The sequence below is a fragment of the Variovorax rhizosphaerae genome (assembly GCF_037889975.1).
GTDB lineage: Bacteria > Pseudomonadota > Gammaproteobacteria > Burkholderiales > Burkholderiaceae_C > Variovorax > Variovorax rhizosphaerae.
Map to the genome: position 1 here is coordinate 280,377 of NZ_JBBKZT010000003.1, position 15,353 is coordinate 295,729.

Genomic DNA, 15,353 nt, shown 5'->3' on the forward strand with positions numbered 1-15,353 from the left:
CGTCCCCCTCATGCGGCGGTCGTACCGTCGCCCCAACAATTCAGGAGGAAACACATGGACAGCAGCAATCGCCCGCGACGCCCCGACAAGAAGCATCCCGCAAGCCTCTCGTTCGACAGCCAGGCCGTGCATGCCGGGAACAGCCCGGATGCGACGACAGGCGCGATCCTGACCCCGATCGTCATGTCCAACGCCTACCAGTTGCCTGACGATCCCTCCGCGCTCGATTGGTCGGACTCCCAGACGCTGTTCTACACGCGCAACTCCGGGCACAACCAGATGTGCCTCGAGCGCAAGCTGGCTGCCCTGGAGCGTGGCGACGAAGCGGCCGTCTTCAGCACCGGCGTCGCCGCACTGCATGCGATCTTCTTCACCTTCCTGAAGAGCGGCGACCATGTGGTCGTCAGCGATGTCACGTACGAGGCCGTTGCCCGGCTCTTTCGCGAGCTGCTTCCGCAGAAGTACGGCATCGAGGCGACCTTCGTGGACATCAGCGACCTGACCGCGGTCCAGGCCGCCATGCGGCCGAACACCCGGCTCGTGCATGCGGAGACGATCGCCAATCCGACCACCAAGGTGGCGGACGTTTCAGCGCTCGCCACCATCGCGCGTGCCGGGGGCGCCATGCTGTCGATCGACGCGACGTTCACGCCACCTCCGATGTTCCGCGGCCTCGCGCATGGCGCGGACTTCGTCGTGCATGCGCTGACCAAGTACATCAACGGGCATGGCGATGCGATGGGTGGTGCCGTCATCGCTCGCGCGGCGTTGATCCGCCAATTGAAGAACGATGCGCTCGTCGACGTCGGCGGCTCCATCTCCCCCTTCAACGCGTGGCTCATCATGCGTGGCTCGGTCACGCTGCCGCTGCGCTTGTCGAGGCATCTGTCCTCGGCGCAGGCCGTGGCTGAGTTTCTGGATCAGGACCCGCGCGTCGCGTACGTGGCGTTCCCGGGACTGGCATCGCACCCGCAGCATGACCTGGCGTCACGGCAGTTCGGCGGCTCGGGATATGGAGGGGTCATGGCCTTTGCCGTCGAAGGCGGGCCGGATGTGCAGAACCGCTTCGTGGCAAGCCTGCGCCTGATCACCTCGGCCGTGTCGCTGGGCCACGATGTTTCCTTGATCGTGCACGTCGGAAAGGATGCACGTCGCGGCTCGAGCGCCTACCCGGACGCATTCCGGACCTACGGCCACATGCGCCTGTCGATCGGCCTGGAGGATTCGGCGGATCTCATCGCGGACATCAAGGCGGCGCTCGACGACACACTGGGGCCGGTGGTCGGCTGAGTCGTGCGAGCTTGCGCGTCACCACACCCCTGATCAAGAAACTGGAGCCTGCCGTGCCGTATCTTCAATTGGACGTCAACGACCACTACCCCAGCGCCCTCAAGCAACGCCTCGCGGATCAAATGTGCCGCACCTACGCCGAGATGATGTCTGTGGACATCCGTCGCATCAGCGTCGCGATTCGCGAACTCGGCGAAGGCGGCCTCTGGCGGATTCCTGACCCGGAAGGCCCGCCCGTTCCCGTCTCGCTGATGATGCTGGACATTCGCAAGGGACGGCCGCCCGAATTGAGAATGGCGCTTGCCAAAGCGCTGTGCGGCCACTGCATCGAAGTGTTGGGGCTGCGCGAGGATCGGCTCAACGTCGAATTTACGCAGCACACGGGCGACGAGATGTACCACCCCACGCTCGGCGGCTACAGCCCGGACTGGACGCCTGGCGAGGAAACTTAAGGAATCACTTCGTCCGCGCGCAGCAGCAGCGACGCCGGAATCGAAAGGCCGAGGCTCCTGGCCGTCGCCATGTTGATCGTCAGGTGGTAGCGCTTGGGTTGCGCCACGGGCAGGTCGGCGGGCTTGGCGCCCTTGATGATGCGGTACACGTAGTCCGCCGCCAGCGCCATGATCTCGGCAGCGTCCGCGCCGTACGAGAGCAGGCCACCCGCGCGGACTTCGGCGGCATATTCGTAGACCGCCGGGAGGCGCTGCATGGCCGCGTAGTCGATCACCCGCTGGCGATTCAGGATCGTGAGGGCGTCGGTGATCATCATCACGGCGTCCGGCCGCGCCTGGTTCATCGCGGCCAGCGCGACATTGAAGTCGTCCGGCTCGCGCACGGGCAACGGGTCGATCGACACGCCGAGCACCGGCGCGGCTTTCTCGATCGAGTGGAAGCGCAGTGTCATGGCGCTGTCGCTGGCGTTCCAGAGCACGGCCACATGCTGGGCGCGTGGAACGAGTTCCTTCACGAACTCCAGCCGCTTGGCACTCAGGACCGCCGCCGGGTCGTCGATGCCGGTGATGTTGCCGCCCGGACGCGCTAGGCTGGACACCAAACCCGTTTCGACCACATCGCCCGCGTTGATGACGACCACCGGGACCGTCTTCGTGGCCTGCTTGGCCACCGCCGCCGGAGGACCGCCCACCGTCACGATGGCGTCGACCTTGAGCGCGATCAACTCCGCGGCCAGCCCCGGCAATTTCTCGGGACGGCCCTGGGACCAGCGGCCTTCATAGGTGATTCGCTTTCCATCGGCGCCGATGGCCGTGTCCAGTGCATTTCGCAACGGTGCCGGAACGGCGCCATCGGGGGGTCGGGGGCCTCCCGACAGGAAGCCGACGCGCCGGATCTGCTCGTCGGATTGCGCTGCGCCGACCCGCGGCATCCCCAGAGCGATCACCACACATGCCGCCATGGCCCATCCGCGTCTGTCGATCATGAGCACTGCCTTTCTACCGGGTAGGGGGAGCGCTCGGCGATCATGCCACGGAGAGGGAGCGGGGCACCAGACGGCAGATTGGCTTCCCGGATTTCACCTCGTTACCGCGACAGCACCGGATCAATGAGATCCTCGCCGAATGGACGCACCGTCCCCTTTCCTGCAACTCTTCACGGCCTATGTGGGCCAAGGCGACAGCATCGGCGGGCACCTCTCGCAGCAAGTGGCGGCCGAGGTCGCTTCCGCGCCGCTCGTCCTTGTCACCGGCACGGCGATCGCGCTCTTTCGCGGCGACGGGCAGCCGCCGGAACTGCTGGACACCCGATTCGGCACCAAGGGCTTCAATGAATTGGCGGGGATTTCGCACCTCGGCCCGGCACTGGGCTCGATCGTTGCCATGGCGGAGGCAGGCAACGCCACCTGGCAAGGGGACGCGCAGCGGCTCTCCGCGCAGGTCGCCGCCGCGCAAAAGGCCAACACCGTCGCTTTCTGGGCGGACATTGGCGTGCCCTCGTGGGCGCCGCACCTCGAGGGCATCCAGCGCATGGTTGCCTATGCGTGCGATCTCGCGCTGGCCTACCTCGCGGCCCTGGAGAGCGATCCCTCGAGGCGCACGTTCGACGCGCTCGTGAGCGACGTCCTGGAGGTCCGGAGCGAGCGCTTCCCGGTGCCCCTCGACCACGTGATGCTCGCCACCTTCTGCCTGACGGCCCTGAACGGTACGCAGAGTTCACTCTCGTTCCTGCGCGGGCTCAAGATGGACTGGACCCGCGCGCTCGTGGTGCTGACCGCTGGCAACGGCGGGGCGACCGCGGCGTTGACCCGGTGTACGAACCACCTCGTGGACACGCTCGTCGTCGCTTCGCGCGGGGCCGTACGGCAGGATCGCATGTTCATCATCCCGACGGCGCCGACCTCGACCCAACCCGCCGACTGGGCGGCAAGCGAGGCCAGGCTGCGCGGCCTGTGGGCGACGACCTATGCGCGCACCAAACTCGCCGCCCGCATGTTCCCGGGCTATCCGCGCTTAGCGCCGGCCGAGTGTGCCGACTGCGTCGCCACGCCGGCGACGCGCACCGTGGCCGTCCCCCCGCGCCCCGCGAGCGCCGAGGACTTGTGGAGCTTCGTCGCACGGCTGCGCTTCGTCATGGAGGATCCGACGCAACTGCTGTCCAGCGTCGTGGCGTCCTACGTGATTGGCCAGCTCGCTACCGGGACGAAGCCCGAGGACGTGCCGATCCCGGGATTGGCCGGCGTGTCCTATCCACGCACAGGGGCCTTCACCACGTAGCAAAGCGGCGCTCGTGCACGTGCCGACGGCCGCAGCCGCTCGACCTGCCCACCGGCACAAAGCGCGTGAAAGCCCCTGACGGCCCTTGAAACCGCAAAAAATGCCCTTATCATTAGCACTCGCTCAAGCCGAGTGCTAACAGCACCGCCTTGGGTCGATCGGCAGCCGGCAACCTCGCTGGCGCCCGGATTCAACCCCGTTTCTCATATCTTCAGGAGATGCAATTGAAACTTCGTCCTTTGCACGATCGCGTGATCGTCAAGCGCATTGAAAGCGAAACCAAGACCGCCTCGGGCATCGTGATCCCCGACAACGCCGCAGAAAAGCCCGATCAAGGCGAAGTGCTGGCCGTCGGTCCTGGCAAGAAGAACGACAAGGGCGACCTGGGCGCGATGAGCGTCAAGGTGGGCGACCGTGTCCTGTTCGGCAAGTACAGCGGCCAGACCGTCAAGGTCGATGGCGACGAGCTCTTGGTCATGAAGGAAGACGACCTGTTTGCGGTCGTCGAGAAGTAAGCACTTCTCTTCATCCACTCATTTAACTGAATTCGGAGAATCAACATGGCAGCAAAAGACGTAGTCTTCGGCGGCGAAGCCCGCGCACGCATGGTCGAGGGTGTCAACATCCTGGCCAACGCAGTCAAAGTGACCCTGGGCCCCAAGGGCCGCAACGTGGTGCTCGAGCGTTCGTTCGGCGCCCCTACGGTGACCAAGGACGGTGTGTCCGTCGCCAAGGAAATCGAACTCAAGGACAAGCTGCAGAACATGGGTGCCCAGCTCGTGAAGGAAGTGGCCTCCAAGACCAGCGACAACGCGGGTGACGGCACCACGACCGCCACGGTCCTGGCACAAGCCATCGTTCGCGAAGGCTTCAAGCTGGTCGCAGCGGGCATGAACCCGATGGACCTGAAGCGCGGCATCGACAAGGCTGTCACGGCCCTGGTCGCCGAGCTGAAGAAGGCTTCGAAGGCCACCACCACCTCCAAGGAAATCGCGCAAGTCGGCTCCATCTCGGCCAACAGCGACGAAACCATCGGCCAACTCATCGCTGACGCGATGGACAAGGTCGGCAAGGAAGGCGTGATCACCGTGGAAGACGGCAAGTCGCTGGACAGCGAACTCGACGTCGTCGAAGGCATGCAATTCGACCGCGGCTACCTGTCGCCCTACTTCATCAACAACCCGGAAAAGCAATCGGCGATCCTGGAAAACCCGTTTGTCCTGCTCTTCGACAAGAAGATCAGCAACATCCGTGACCTGCTCCCGACGCTGGAACAAGTCGCCAAGGCTGGCCGTCCGCTGCTGATCATTGCCGAAGAAGTCGAGGGCGAAGCCCTGGCTACCCTGGTCGTGAACACGATCCGCGGCATCCTGAAGGTCGTGGCTGTCAAGGCGCCTGGCTTCGGCGACCGCCGCAAGGCCATGCTGGAAGACATCGCCATCCTGACGGGCGGCAAGGTCATCGCTGAAGAAGTCGGCCTGACGCTCGAGAAGGTCACGCTGGCCGACCTCGGCCAAGCCGCGCGCATCGAAGTGGGCAAGGAAAACACGATCATCATCGACGGCGCTGGCGCTGCGGGTGACATCGAAGCCCGCGTCAAGCAAGTGCGCGTCCAGATCGAAGAAGCGACCAGCGACTACGACCGTGAAAAGCTGCAAGAGCGCGTGGCCAAGCTGGCCGGCGGTGTTGCCGTGATCAAGGTTGGCGCTGCCACCGAAGTCGAAATGAAGGAAAAGAAGGCTCGCGTCGAAGACGCCCTGCACGCCACCCGCGCTGCAGTGGAAGAAGGCGTCGTTGCTGGCGGCGGCGTGGCGCTGCTGCGTGCCAAGCAAGCTGTGGGCGACTCGGTCAAGGGCGACAACGCCGACCAGGAAGCCGGCATCAAGCTGGTGCTCAAGGCCATCGAAGCGCCCCTGCGCGAAATCGTGAACAACGCCGGCGGCGAAGCCTCGGTGGTGGTGAACGCCGTGTTGGCCGGCAAGGGCAACTTCGGCTTCAACGCTGCGAACGACACGTACGGCGACATGCTCGAACTGGGCATCCTGGACCCGACGAAGGTCACCCGCACCGCGCTGCAAAACGCAGCTTCGGTCTCCTCGCTGCTGTTGACGACCGAAGCCATGGTCGCCGACGCACCGAAGGACGAAGCCGGCGCTGGCGGCGGCATGCCCGACATGGGTGGCATGGGCGGCATGGGCGGCATGGGCATGTAATTGCCCGCTGCTGGCACCTGAGGTCCGGCCTGGCCGGTTCGCGGGTGTCTCGCAAAAAATGGAAAGAGGTCGCTTCGGCGGCCTCTTTTTTTTGCCTGTGCGGGTCGCTTCGGCGGCGGCTCGTTCGGCCGTTGGATGACCCTGCCATGGGCAATGGCCGCGCGTTCAAGGACACTGGCGGGGTCGTCTTCTCCAGCGCCACCGTCATCATGAAAACCCAAAGCTCTTCATTCGCCACACGCCGATCGATGCTCGCCGCGACTGCCTTGATGGCGGCTGGCGCGCTCTGGCTCCACTCACCGGGCCACGCCGCGGAAGCGGCCGTCGTCGTGCCCGCGCCGTCGACCGACCCGGCGACCGGCGACACAACCGCCACGGCCGTGCTCGCGGGCGGTTGCTTCTGGGGCGTGCAGGGGGTGTTCCAGCACGTCAAGGGCGTGACCAATGCCGTCTCGGGCTATGCGGGCGGCGACGAAAGCACGGCGAACTATGAAACGATCGGCTCCGGCCGTACCGGCCACGCCGAATCGGTGCGCATCAGCTACGACCCGCGCCAGGTCAGCTTTGCGCGGCTGCTGCAGATCTACTTTTCCGTCGCCCACGACCCGACGCAATTGAACCGGCAAGGCCCGGACACCGGCACCCAATACCGCTCGACCATCTTTGCGCAGAACGTCGAGCAGGCGCGCATCGCGCAGGCCTACATCGCGCAACTGACGCAGGCGAAGACCTTCGGCAGCAAGCCGATGGTGACCACCATCGAATTGCAGAAGCGCTTCTACCCGGCCGAGGCGTATCACCAGGACTACCTGACGCTGCATCCGACCAACGAGTACATCGTCTACAACGACCTGCCGAAAATCGACAACCTTCGGAAGCTTTTCCCTGATCGTTATTCGGTGAAGCCGGTGTTGGTGAAGAACGGGGCCTGAAGCCGGGCCGAAGCCGCATCGACTCGTAGGATGCGCGGCCCGACCGATCAGAAGTGGGGTTCGAGCACCTTGTAAAGGGCGCGAAAGCGTACGCGTCGTTCGGCATGCGCTGCGGCGAGCGAAGCATTGGGCACGAAGCGCTGCTTGAGCGCCGGCCGCAGGCAAACCGTCGCGACGTCGCCGCCGTCCGCCAGCCAGCCCAGCCGCGCGGCGCCGAGCGCGCCGCCCGCCTCGCCCCCCTCGCCCAGCGCCAGCGGCACTTCGAGGATGTCGGCCAGCAGTTGAGCCCACCACGCACTGCGCGCACCGCCGCCGACCAGCGACAGGTCTCCGGTCAGGCGCTCCAGTGTGTCGAGGCCGTCGCGCAAGCCGAAGCTCACGCCCTCGACGACTGCGTACGCGATGTCGGCGGGCGTATGGGCCTGCGTGAGGCCGAACAGGACACCTTGGGCCTGCGCGTTGTTGTGCGGCGAGCGTTCGCCGGACAGGTAGGGCAAGAAGATCGGCGCGCGTTGGCACGCGTCCGGCGCCAGCGTGGCCGCAGCCGCCAACAGGCTCGCCTCGTCGCCGAAGCCGAAGGTGCACGACGCCCAGCTCACGGCACTGGCCGCCGAAAGCATCACGGACATCTGGTGCCAGCGACCCGGGAGTGCGTGGCAGAAGGCGTGCACGGCCTGCGACGGATTGGGCGAGAAGGCCGCGCCCGACACGAAGATCACGCCTGACGTGCCCAGTGAAACGAAGCCTTCGCCCGGCGCGACCAGACCCATGCCGACCGCACTCGCCGCGTTGTCGCCGGCGCCACCGGCGATGCGCACGTTGCGCGCCATGCCCCAGCGCGCGGCGAGTTCCGGCTTCAGCGTCGCAGAGGCTTCGCTGCCTTCGACCAGGCGCGGCATGTGGGCGCGCGCGAGGCCAGTGGCGGCCAGCAGTTCGTCGGACCAGTCGCGCTTGCCGACATCGAGCCACAGCGTGCCGGAGGCGTCGGACATGTCGCTCACGGCCTCGCCGCTGAGCATCAGGCGCAGCCAGTCCTTGGGCAGCAGGACGCGGCGTGTGCGGGCGAACAGGTCCGGTTCGTGCTCGCGCACCCACAGCAGTTTGGGCGCGGTGAAACCGGGCATCGCGAGGTTGCCGGCGATTTCACCGAGTCGCGGAACAGCTGCAGTGAGTTGCTCGCATTGCATGGCGCTGCGTCCGTCGTTCCAGAGGATGGCGGGGCGCAGCACTTCGTCCTTGTCGTCGAGCAGTACCGCGCCGTGCATCTGCCCCGAGAGCCCGATTGCGCGCACTGCCGCCAGCGCTTCGGCATGCGCCTCGTGCAGTTGCCGCATCACTTCTTCGAGCGCCTCCCACCATTGCGCAGGCGCTTGCTCCGACCACAGCGGTTGCGGCCGGCTGACGGTCAGCGCCGAGCGTGCGACACCGACGATGCGATGGTCGTCGGCGAGCAGCAGCGCCTTCAGTTCGGAGGTGCCGAGGTCAAGTCCGAGGTACATGGTGGGTCAGGGTATTGAGCGAGATGAGTGCGGGTACCGGCCGCGAAGGACGCGAAGATTCCGCGAAGGACGCAAAAGGAAACCGAAGAAGGCATCCAGATCTTTCTGTCTTCTTCGCGTCCTTCGCGAAACCTTCGCGTCCTCTGCGTACGTATGTCCGCTTTCGGGATGTCCGAAATCGAGCCTCAGTGCGCCCCGCCAAAGCGGCTGTCCGCTTGGCGGCGGAATTCGCTGGGGGTCATGCCCTTGATTTCGAGGAAGCGGCGGTTGAAGTTGGCGACGTTGTTGAAGCCGACCTGGTAGCAGATGTCGGTCACGTAGTGGTCGGTCTGCATCAGCAAGTGGCAGGCGTTGTTGATGCGGACCTGGTTGACGAAATCGGTGAAGCTGTTGCCGGTGGACTTGCGGAAGAAGCGGCTGAAGCGGCTTTCGCTCATGCCGAGTTCGGCGGCCACCTCGGCCATGGCGATGGGCTCCGCCACGTTGTCGGTGATGCGGTTGACGATGGCGTTGATCTGGTCGCCCTCGGCATCGCCCTCGGCACCCTTGATCTGCACGCTGGACAAGAGTCGGTAGTCGGTGCATTCGGCGAGGTCGGCCAGGTAGTCGCAGAAAGCACCCAGGCGGCGCAACCCGCGCGCAGCCTTGACGGCGTGGAAATGACGCTCGGCACGCTCCGACAGGCCAAAGAACTCGACGCCGCGGCGCGCGCGTTCCAGCAGTTGCATGACTTCGGCGATTTCCGGGATCTCCGCAGCTGCCTGCGCAAAGGGCTCATGCCGGAACTGGACCACCAGGTCACGCGCGCTGACGCCATCGGCAGGCGCGTCGAGCGAGATCCAGTTGTGCGGCAGGCGCGGCCCGCACAGCACCAGGTGGCCGGGCTGGAACGGGCCGATCCAGTCGCCGACGAAGGCCTTGCCAGAGGTGGCGGTGATCAGGTGCAGCTCGTATTCGTCATGGCAGTGCCAGCGCGCCAGCTGGCTCGGGTAGCCGTGGGCAAGGCAGCGGACCCAGCCCACCTCCTCGGGCTTTTCATAGCCGAGCGCGGGATGGCGGGCGAAGTCATGCTCCAGTTCGGGTTGGCGTTGGCGCGGGGTTTGGCGTGAGCGTGTGGTTGGCATGTCAATGCTCCATGACGTGGCACGCCGCATGCGCCTCACAAGGCCAAAGGCGAGCGTGGCAGTGCCCATTCGTGGGCACCCGTGGAACCGGCTTCGCCGGGCCACCGGGTGCGCCCCCTTGAGGGGGAGCGCCGAAGGCGCATTCGGGGGTGGTCTTCATTTCAGCAGCGCGGCTTGCAGCTCCGCGCGGGTTGGCGGGTCGCAGCCCTCGCGGGTGCAGTTGAGCGCCGCGGCGGTGGCGGCGAAGCGCAGTACCTCGCGCCATGCGTCGTCGGACAGTGCGTCGAGTTGCGCTGCATGTTCGACGCCCTGCTCCAGCAGCGCCACCGAGATGCCGGCGGCGAAGGTGTCGCCTGCGCCGATGGTGTCGGCCACGGTGATCTTCGGCGGCTTCACCTCCAGCACTGCCTGGCCTGCGCGGTACACGCCAGCACTGTCACCACCTCGCGTGACGACCACGGCGCGCGGCCCCTGCCCGCCGGATGCATGCGGCGCCAGGAACATCGCAGCCGCTTCGGCCAGGCTCTTGCCCGGCGCCAGGTAGGCCGCGTCTTCATCGCTGAACTTGAGCACGTCGCTCGCGGCCAGCCAGCGCGGCTGCTTGGCGCGGTACGCGTCCATGTCGGGGATCAGGCTGGGGCGCACGTTCGGGTCGAACAGCACGATGCGCTTGCCGCGCTGCGCCTCGACCATCTCGGTGATGCGCGTGGCAGCCGGGTCGGTGAGGATGGAGATGCCGCCGAAATGCAGGAAGCGGCAACTGTCGGGCAACGCGGGCAACTCCTCCGGCGCCCACAGCGTATCGGCGGTGCCCTTGGTATAGAAGGCGTAGTGGTTGGTGGTGGGCGTGCGCGCGACGAAGGCCAGCGTGGACGGCGCCGCGCTGCGCAGCACGAACTGCGTGTCGACGCCGTTGCCCTGCAGGTGCTGCAGCAGGCGCTCGCCGAACATGTCGGTCGACAGCTGCGTGATGAAGCCAGTTGCCTGACCCAACCGCGCGGCGGCGATGGCGCTGTTGGTCAGCGCCCCGCCCTCGTGGCCCTCGAAGCTCAGGCCCGAGCTGCAAGTGAAGTCGATCAGGGCCTCGCCCGCCAGTGCGATTCGCATATCAGTCAACCTGGAGAAAGCAGTTGGATGCGCCCGAGTGTGCCGCGATCGGCGTGCCAGGCAAGGCGCGAGAACGCGGCGGGCTGATGCCCGCAAGGCCGAGCAACGCCGCATGGCGCGTCGAGCGCGGCGCAATCGGGTGCATAGCGCTCTCACTCCCACAGGGAACGTGATGGAGGTCAAAAGCGTCAAGATCCATGCTGCTTCTCCAAGGGTTCAGCGCGGTCAACTGCTTTTTCCAGGTTGCGAGGGCGCTGTGGACGCCACAAAAGCCTGGACACGAACGCCGGCGCTACGCACGGCGTCAACCAGCCGAGTATCACCGGCCAGCGGTCCCCACAACGACGTGTCGGCGCAGAAAGCCGCCACCGGGTCCTCGGCCTCGCAGATCGCATGGCCGACCGCCGGGTCCATGACCTGGTCCTGGTAGGTGTACGGGATTTCGCCGCGGTGCCAGCGCTGCAGGAAGGCGAGGAACAGCGCCGGCAACATGGCCACGCTGTCGATGCTCTCGTTGCGTGAAAGGCGCTCGCGCACCGTGGGCGCGATGAAGCCGGGGATCTTGGAGAAGCCGTCCATCGCCACGCGCTGGTTCGTGTCGCGGATGGACGGATTGCCGAAGCGGTCCAGCACCACGTCGCGGTACGCAGGCAGGTCGACCGGGCTCGGCGTGCCGGGCCGGCTCAGGCAAGGGATGACGTCGTCGGTGACGTAGTCGAAGGCCATCTTGCGTACGGCCGGCGTGTGCGTGCCCTCGTGGATGAACTGCAGGCCGATCAAGGTGCCGGCCCAGGCGATGCAGCTGTGGGTGGCGTTGAGCAGGCGGATCTTGGCCTCTTCATAAGGCTGGACCGACTCCACCATCTCCACGCCGACACGCTCCCACGCCGGCCGCCGCCCGCCGATGAAGTTGTCCTCGATGACCCACTGGATGAAGCTCTCGCCGGTGATCGGCGCGGCGTCGGCGTGGCCGGTGGCCTTCAGCACGCGCTCGCGCAATTCCGGCGGCGGACGCGGCGTGATGCGGTCGACCATCGCGTTGGGGCAGGTCGTGTTGATCTGCACCCAGGCCTGCAGCGAGACGTCGCCGCTGCGCTCGATGAAATCGAGCAGCCCCTTGCGGAAGCGGTCGCCGTTGTGGCGAAGGTTGTCGCAATTGAGCAGCGTGACCGCGCCGCCGCCGCCGGTCTTGCGCGCGCGCAGGATTGCGCAGACCGCGCCGTAGATCGTGCTGCCCGGCTCGCCATTGCGTGCGCGCTCGATGTCGGCGGCCAAGTCGGCGAAGGACAGGTCCAGCTTGTCCTTGGCATCGAGGTAGTAGCCGGCTTCCGTCACGGTGAAGGAGATGATGCGCGTGGCCGGATCGGCGCCACGCGCGATCACGCTCGCAAGGTCGGCCTCATAGGGCAACACCTCGCGGATCGACTCGATGCGCTGGTAGCGGTATTCGCCGGCGGGCGACACTGTTTCCAGGGTGTAGGCGCCGCCTTGCGCGCGCAGCGCGGCGAGTACCTCGGGCATGTCCGGCCGCAGGTTGGCGGCGGAAATCGCATAGGCCTTGTCGCCGGTATCGCGCAGCGCCTGCACATAGACGGCCTGGTGCGCACGGTGGAAGGAGCCGAGGCCCAGGTGGAGGATGACGGACGTGCAGTCCGGAACGGGTGCGAGGGCCATCACGCAGCGACCGCCTGGCCTTCGTGATTGAACAGGTGCAACACCCTCGGATCGAGTTCGACGCCGACGTCATCGCCGATGCGCAGTGGCGTGCGTTCGTTCTGCCGCGCGATCAGCGGGACGCCGCCCACGTCCACATGGATCAGCGTGTCGGAACCCAGCGCCTCGATCAGGTCGACCTTGCCCGGCACGCCCGCGCCGACGCCCGGATGCACCTGCAGGCCTTCGGGCCGCACGCCGAGAAAGCCATCGCTCGGCAGCCTGCCGCCCGTCGCCGCCGAGAAGCTCGGTATGGCCGCCGCCGGCACCATGTTCATCGACGGCATGCCGATGAACTGCGCGACGAACTTGTTGACCGGATGGTCGTACAGCTCCATCGGCGTGCCGACCTGTTCGATCAGCCCGTCCTTCAGCACCACCACGCGGTCGGCCAGCGTCATGGCCTCGACCTGGTCGTGCGTCACGTAGATGCTCGTGGCGCCGAGCGAGACGTGCAGCTTGTGGATCTCGACCCGCGTGTTGCCGCGCAGGGCCGCATCGAGGTTGGACAAGGGCTCGTCGAACAGGAACACCTTGGGCGCACGCACGATGGCCCGTCCGATGGCCACGCGTTGGCGCTGGCCGCCGGACAGTTCCTTGGGCGTGCGGTCCAGGTACTGCGTGAGGTTCAGCTGCTTCGCGGCGTAGTCGACCTTCTTCTTGATCTCGTCCTTGGGCACGTTGGCCAGCTTGAGCGCGAAGGACATGTTGTCGGCCACGCTCATGTGCGGGTACAGCGCGTAGCTCTGGAACACCATCGCCAGGTCGCGCTTGCCGGACGCGAGGTTGGTGATGTCGCGGCCGTCGAGCATCAGTTGCCCGCTGGTGGTGGGCTCCAGCCCGGCGATGAGGCGTAGCAGCGTCGACTTGCCGCAGCCCGAAGGCCCGACGAAGACGATGAACTCGCCCTTGTTGATCTCGAGGTTGACGCCCTTGATGATGTGCGCGTCGCCGAAGCTCTTCTTGATGTTGCGGAGTTCGAGGTAGGCCATGTGTGTCTCTCCTTGGTTTCTTTACTTGACGGCGCCGAAGGTGAGGCCTTGGACGAGTTGCTTTTGCGAGAACCAGCCGAACACCACGATGGGCGCAATGGCCATCAATGACGCAGCCGACAACTTGGCCCAGAACAATCCTTCAGGGCTGGAGTACTGCGAGATCAGCGTGGCCAGCGTGCCCGCCTTGGCCGACACCAGGTTCAATGCCCAGAAGGCCTCGTTCCAACTCAGCACCAGGCACAGCAGGCCGCAGGATGCGAGGCCACCCACCGACAGCGGCATCACCACGTGGCGGAACTCGGTCCAGATGCTGGCGCCGTCCATGCGCGCCGCTTCGAGGATCTCGTTGGGGATGTCCTTGTAGCTCGTGTAGAGCATCCAGACCATGATCGGCAGGTTCGACAGCGTGAACACGATGATCAGCGCCGGGATCGAATCCAGCATGCCAGCGGTCTGCGCCAGCACGTAGATCGGCACCAGCGCGCCGACGGCCGGCATCATCTTGGTCGACAGCATCCACATGAGGATGTCGCGCGTCCGCTTGGTGCGGAAGAAGGCCATCGAGTAGGCGGCGGGCGCCGCGATCAAGAGACCCAGGATGGTCGAGCCCACGCTGGTGATGATCGAGTTCTTCGCATAGAGCAGGTAGTCGCTGCGGCGCTGCACTTCGCTGAAGTTCTCCATGGTCGGCTCGAAGATGAAGAGCGGCGGCACGTGGATGGCCTGCAGTTCGGTCTTGAACGCGGTGAGGAACAGCCAGCCCAGCGGGAAGAACAGCAACAGTGCCGCGCCCCATGCGCCAAGGGTGCGCAGGACGGTGAACAGGGGATTGGGTTGCATGATGTTTGTACTCCCTCAGTCCAGGTTCTTGCCGATGATGCGCACGAGGAAGGCCGCCACGATGTTCGCCAGGATCACCGCGAACAGCGCACCCGCCGAAGCCACGCCCACGTCGAAGTTCATCAGCGACTGCTTGAAGATCATGTAGGTGAGGTTGGTGCTCTCGTTGCCCGGCCCGCCATTGGTGGTGATGGCGATCTCCGCGAACACGCTGAGCAAGAAGATCATCTCGATCATGATCACGACTGCCATCGGCCGGCCCAGGTGGGGCACCGTGAGGTAGAAGAAGCGCTGGAAGGAATTGGCACCGTCCATGCGCGCCGCTTCCATCTGCTCACGGTCCAGCGACTGCAGCGAGGTGATGAAGATCAGGCATGCAAACGGCAACCATTGCCAGGCAACCATGATGATCACGGAGAACAACGGCAGGTCGGTCAGCCAGTCGACCGGCTCGGCACCGAAGAAGCGCCACAGGTCGGCCAGCACGCCGTAGATCGGGTTCATCATCATGTGCTTCCACAGCAGCGCGTTCACCGTCGGCATGACGAAGAAGGGCGAGATCAGCAGCACCCGCACGATGCCGCGTCCCGGAAAGGGCTCGTTGACCAGCAAGGCCAGCAGCACGCCGAAGATCACCGTGATCAGGATGACGCTGCCGATCAGCGTCATGGTGTTGGCCACGGCCGGCCAGAAGTCGGGGTCGGTGATGAAGTAGTGGAAGTTCTCGAGGCCGGCGAAGGGCCGGTCGCCGGGTTGCATGAGGTTGTACGTCACGAAGGAGAAGTACAGCGTCATCACGAGTGGCACGATCGACCACGCCAGCAGCGTGATCACGGCCGGCGCCATCAGCGCCCGGGGCAGGAGTCTTGTCATTGTTGGGTCCCTCTGGCTGTTGTGACTCCCTCTCACGC

General features: G+C 65.8%; 14 protein-coding genes. 6 read left to right on the forward strand and 8 right to left on the reverse strand.

What is annotated here, in order from left to right; translation table 11 throughout:
• The first annotated feature begins 54 nt into the window (after nt 1-54).
• Both WKW82_RS07930 and WKW82_RS07935 read left to right on the forward strand, forming a co-directional pair.
• Nucleotides 55-1,290, forward strand: coding sequence for a trans-sulfuration enzyme family protein (locus WKW82_RS07930; protein WP_340341721.1), 1,236 nt, complete (start codon nt 55-57; stop codon nt 1,288-1,290).
• A gap of 53 nt (nt 1,291-1,343) precedes the next feature.
• A complete protein-coding gene (locus WKW82_RS07935) occupies nt 1,344-1,742 on the forward strand; it encodes a tautomerase (RefSeq protein WP_340341982.1) in 399 nt (132 codons plus the stop codon).
• Here the strand turns inward: WKW82_RS07935 and WKW82_RS07940 are convergent.
• Nucleotides 1,739-2,728, reverse strand: a complete 990-nt coding sequence (locus tag WKW82_RS07940) for an ABC transporter substrate-binding protein (protein WP_340341722.1) — start codon at nt 2,726-2,728, stop codon at nt 1,739-1,741. The two genes, WKW82_RS07935 and WKW82_RS07940, sit on opposite strands and share 4 nt — an antisense overlap.
• A 139-nt stretch (nt 2,729-2,867) precedes the next feature.
• On the opposite strand from WKW82_RS07940, the gene WKW82_RS07945 reads away from it, so the two are divergent.
• From WKW82_RS07945 to msrA, 4 genes are all read left to right on the forward strand, one after another.
• Nucleotides 2,868-4,019 carry a DUF5624 domain-containing protein gene (locus tag WKW82_RS07945; RefSeq protein WP_340341723.1) on the forward strand — a complete coding sequence of 384 codons (1,152 nt, stop codon included), beginning with the start codon at nt 2,868-2,870 and terminating at the stop codon, nt 4,017-4,019.
• Between the two features lie 224 nt (nt 4,020-4,243).
• Nucleotides 4,244-4,534 (forward strand): co-chaperone GroES, encoded by a 291-nt coding sequence (groES, locus tag WKW82_RS07950; RefSeq protein ID WP_340341724.1) that lies wholly within the window; start codon nt 4,244-4,246, stop codon nt 4,532-4,534.
• A gap of 45 nt (nt 4,535-4,579) precedes the next feature.
• The gene (groL, locus tag WKW82_RS07955; protein WP_340341725.1) at nt 4,580-6,232 is read left to right on the forward strand and encodes a chaperonin GroEL; all 1,653 of its coding nucleotides are present in this window, start codon (nt 4,580-4,582) and stop codon (nt 6,230-6,232) included.
• A 248-nt stretch (nt 6,233-6,480) separates the two neighbouring features.
• Nucleotides 6,481-7,164 carry a peptide-methionine (S)-S-oxide reductase MsrA gene (gene msrA, locus WKW82_RS07960; protein WP_422823446.1) on the forward strand — a complete coding sequence of 228 codons (684 nt, stop codon included), beginning with the start codon at nt 6,481-6,483 and terminating at the stop codon, nt 7,162-7,164.
• A 47-nt stretch (nt 7,165-7,211) separates the two neighbouring features.
• Here the strand turns inward: msrA and xylB are convergent, their stop codons facing one another.
• From xylB to WKW82_RS07995, 7 genes are all read right to left on the reverse strand, one after another.
• Complete coding sequence (gene xylB, locus WKW82_RS07965) at nt 7,212-8,663, reverse strand: xylulokinase (protein ID WP_340341726.1); 1,452 nt, start codon at nt 8,661-8,663, stop codon at nt 7,212-7,214.
• A gap of 185 nt (nt 8,664-8,848) precedes the next feature.
• Nucleotides 8,849-9,787, reverse strand: coding sequence for an AraC family transcriptional regulator (locus WKW82_RS07970; protein ID WP_340341727.1), 939 nt, complete (start codon nt 9,785-9,787; stop codon nt 8,849-8,851).
• A gap of 156 nt (nt 9,788-9,943) precedes the next feature.
• Nucleotides 9,944-10,894 carry a carbohydrate kinase family protein gene (locus WKW82_RS07975; protein ID WP_340341728.1) on the reverse strand — a complete coding sequence of 317 codons (951 nt, stop codon included), beginning with the start codon at nt 10,892-10,894 and terminating at the stop codon, nt 9,944-9,946.
• A gap of 225 nt (nt 10,895-11,119) precedes the next feature.
• A complete protein-coding gene (gene dalD, locus WKW82_RS07980) occupies nt 11,120-12,568 on the reverse strand; it encodes a D-arabinitol 4-dehydrogenase (protein WP_340341729.1) in 1,449 nt (482 codons plus the stop codon).
• Nucleotides 12,568-13,599, reverse strand: a complete 1,032-nt coding sequence (locus WKW82_RS07985; RefSeq protein ID WP_340341730.1) for an ABC transporter ATP-binding protein — start codon at nt 13,597-13,599, stop codon at nt 12,568-12,570. The genes dalD and WKW82_RS07985 overlap by 1 nt, the downstream gene beginning before the upstream one ends.
• Nucleotides 13,600-13,620: 21 nt before the next feature.
• Nucleotides 13,621-14,442, reverse strand: coding sequence for a carbohydrate ABC transporter permease (locus WKW82_RS07990; RefSeq protein WP_340341731.1), 822 nt, complete (start codon nt 14,440-14,442; stop codon nt 13,621-13,623).
• 15 nt (nt 14,443-14,457) lie between these two features.
• A complete protein-coding gene (locus WKW82_RS07995) occupies nt 14,458-15,315 on the reverse strand; it encodes a carbohydrate ABC transporter permease (RefSeq protein ID WP_340341058.1) in 858 nt (285 codons plus the stop codon).
• Nucleotides 15,316-15,353 lie beyond the last annotated feature (38 nt).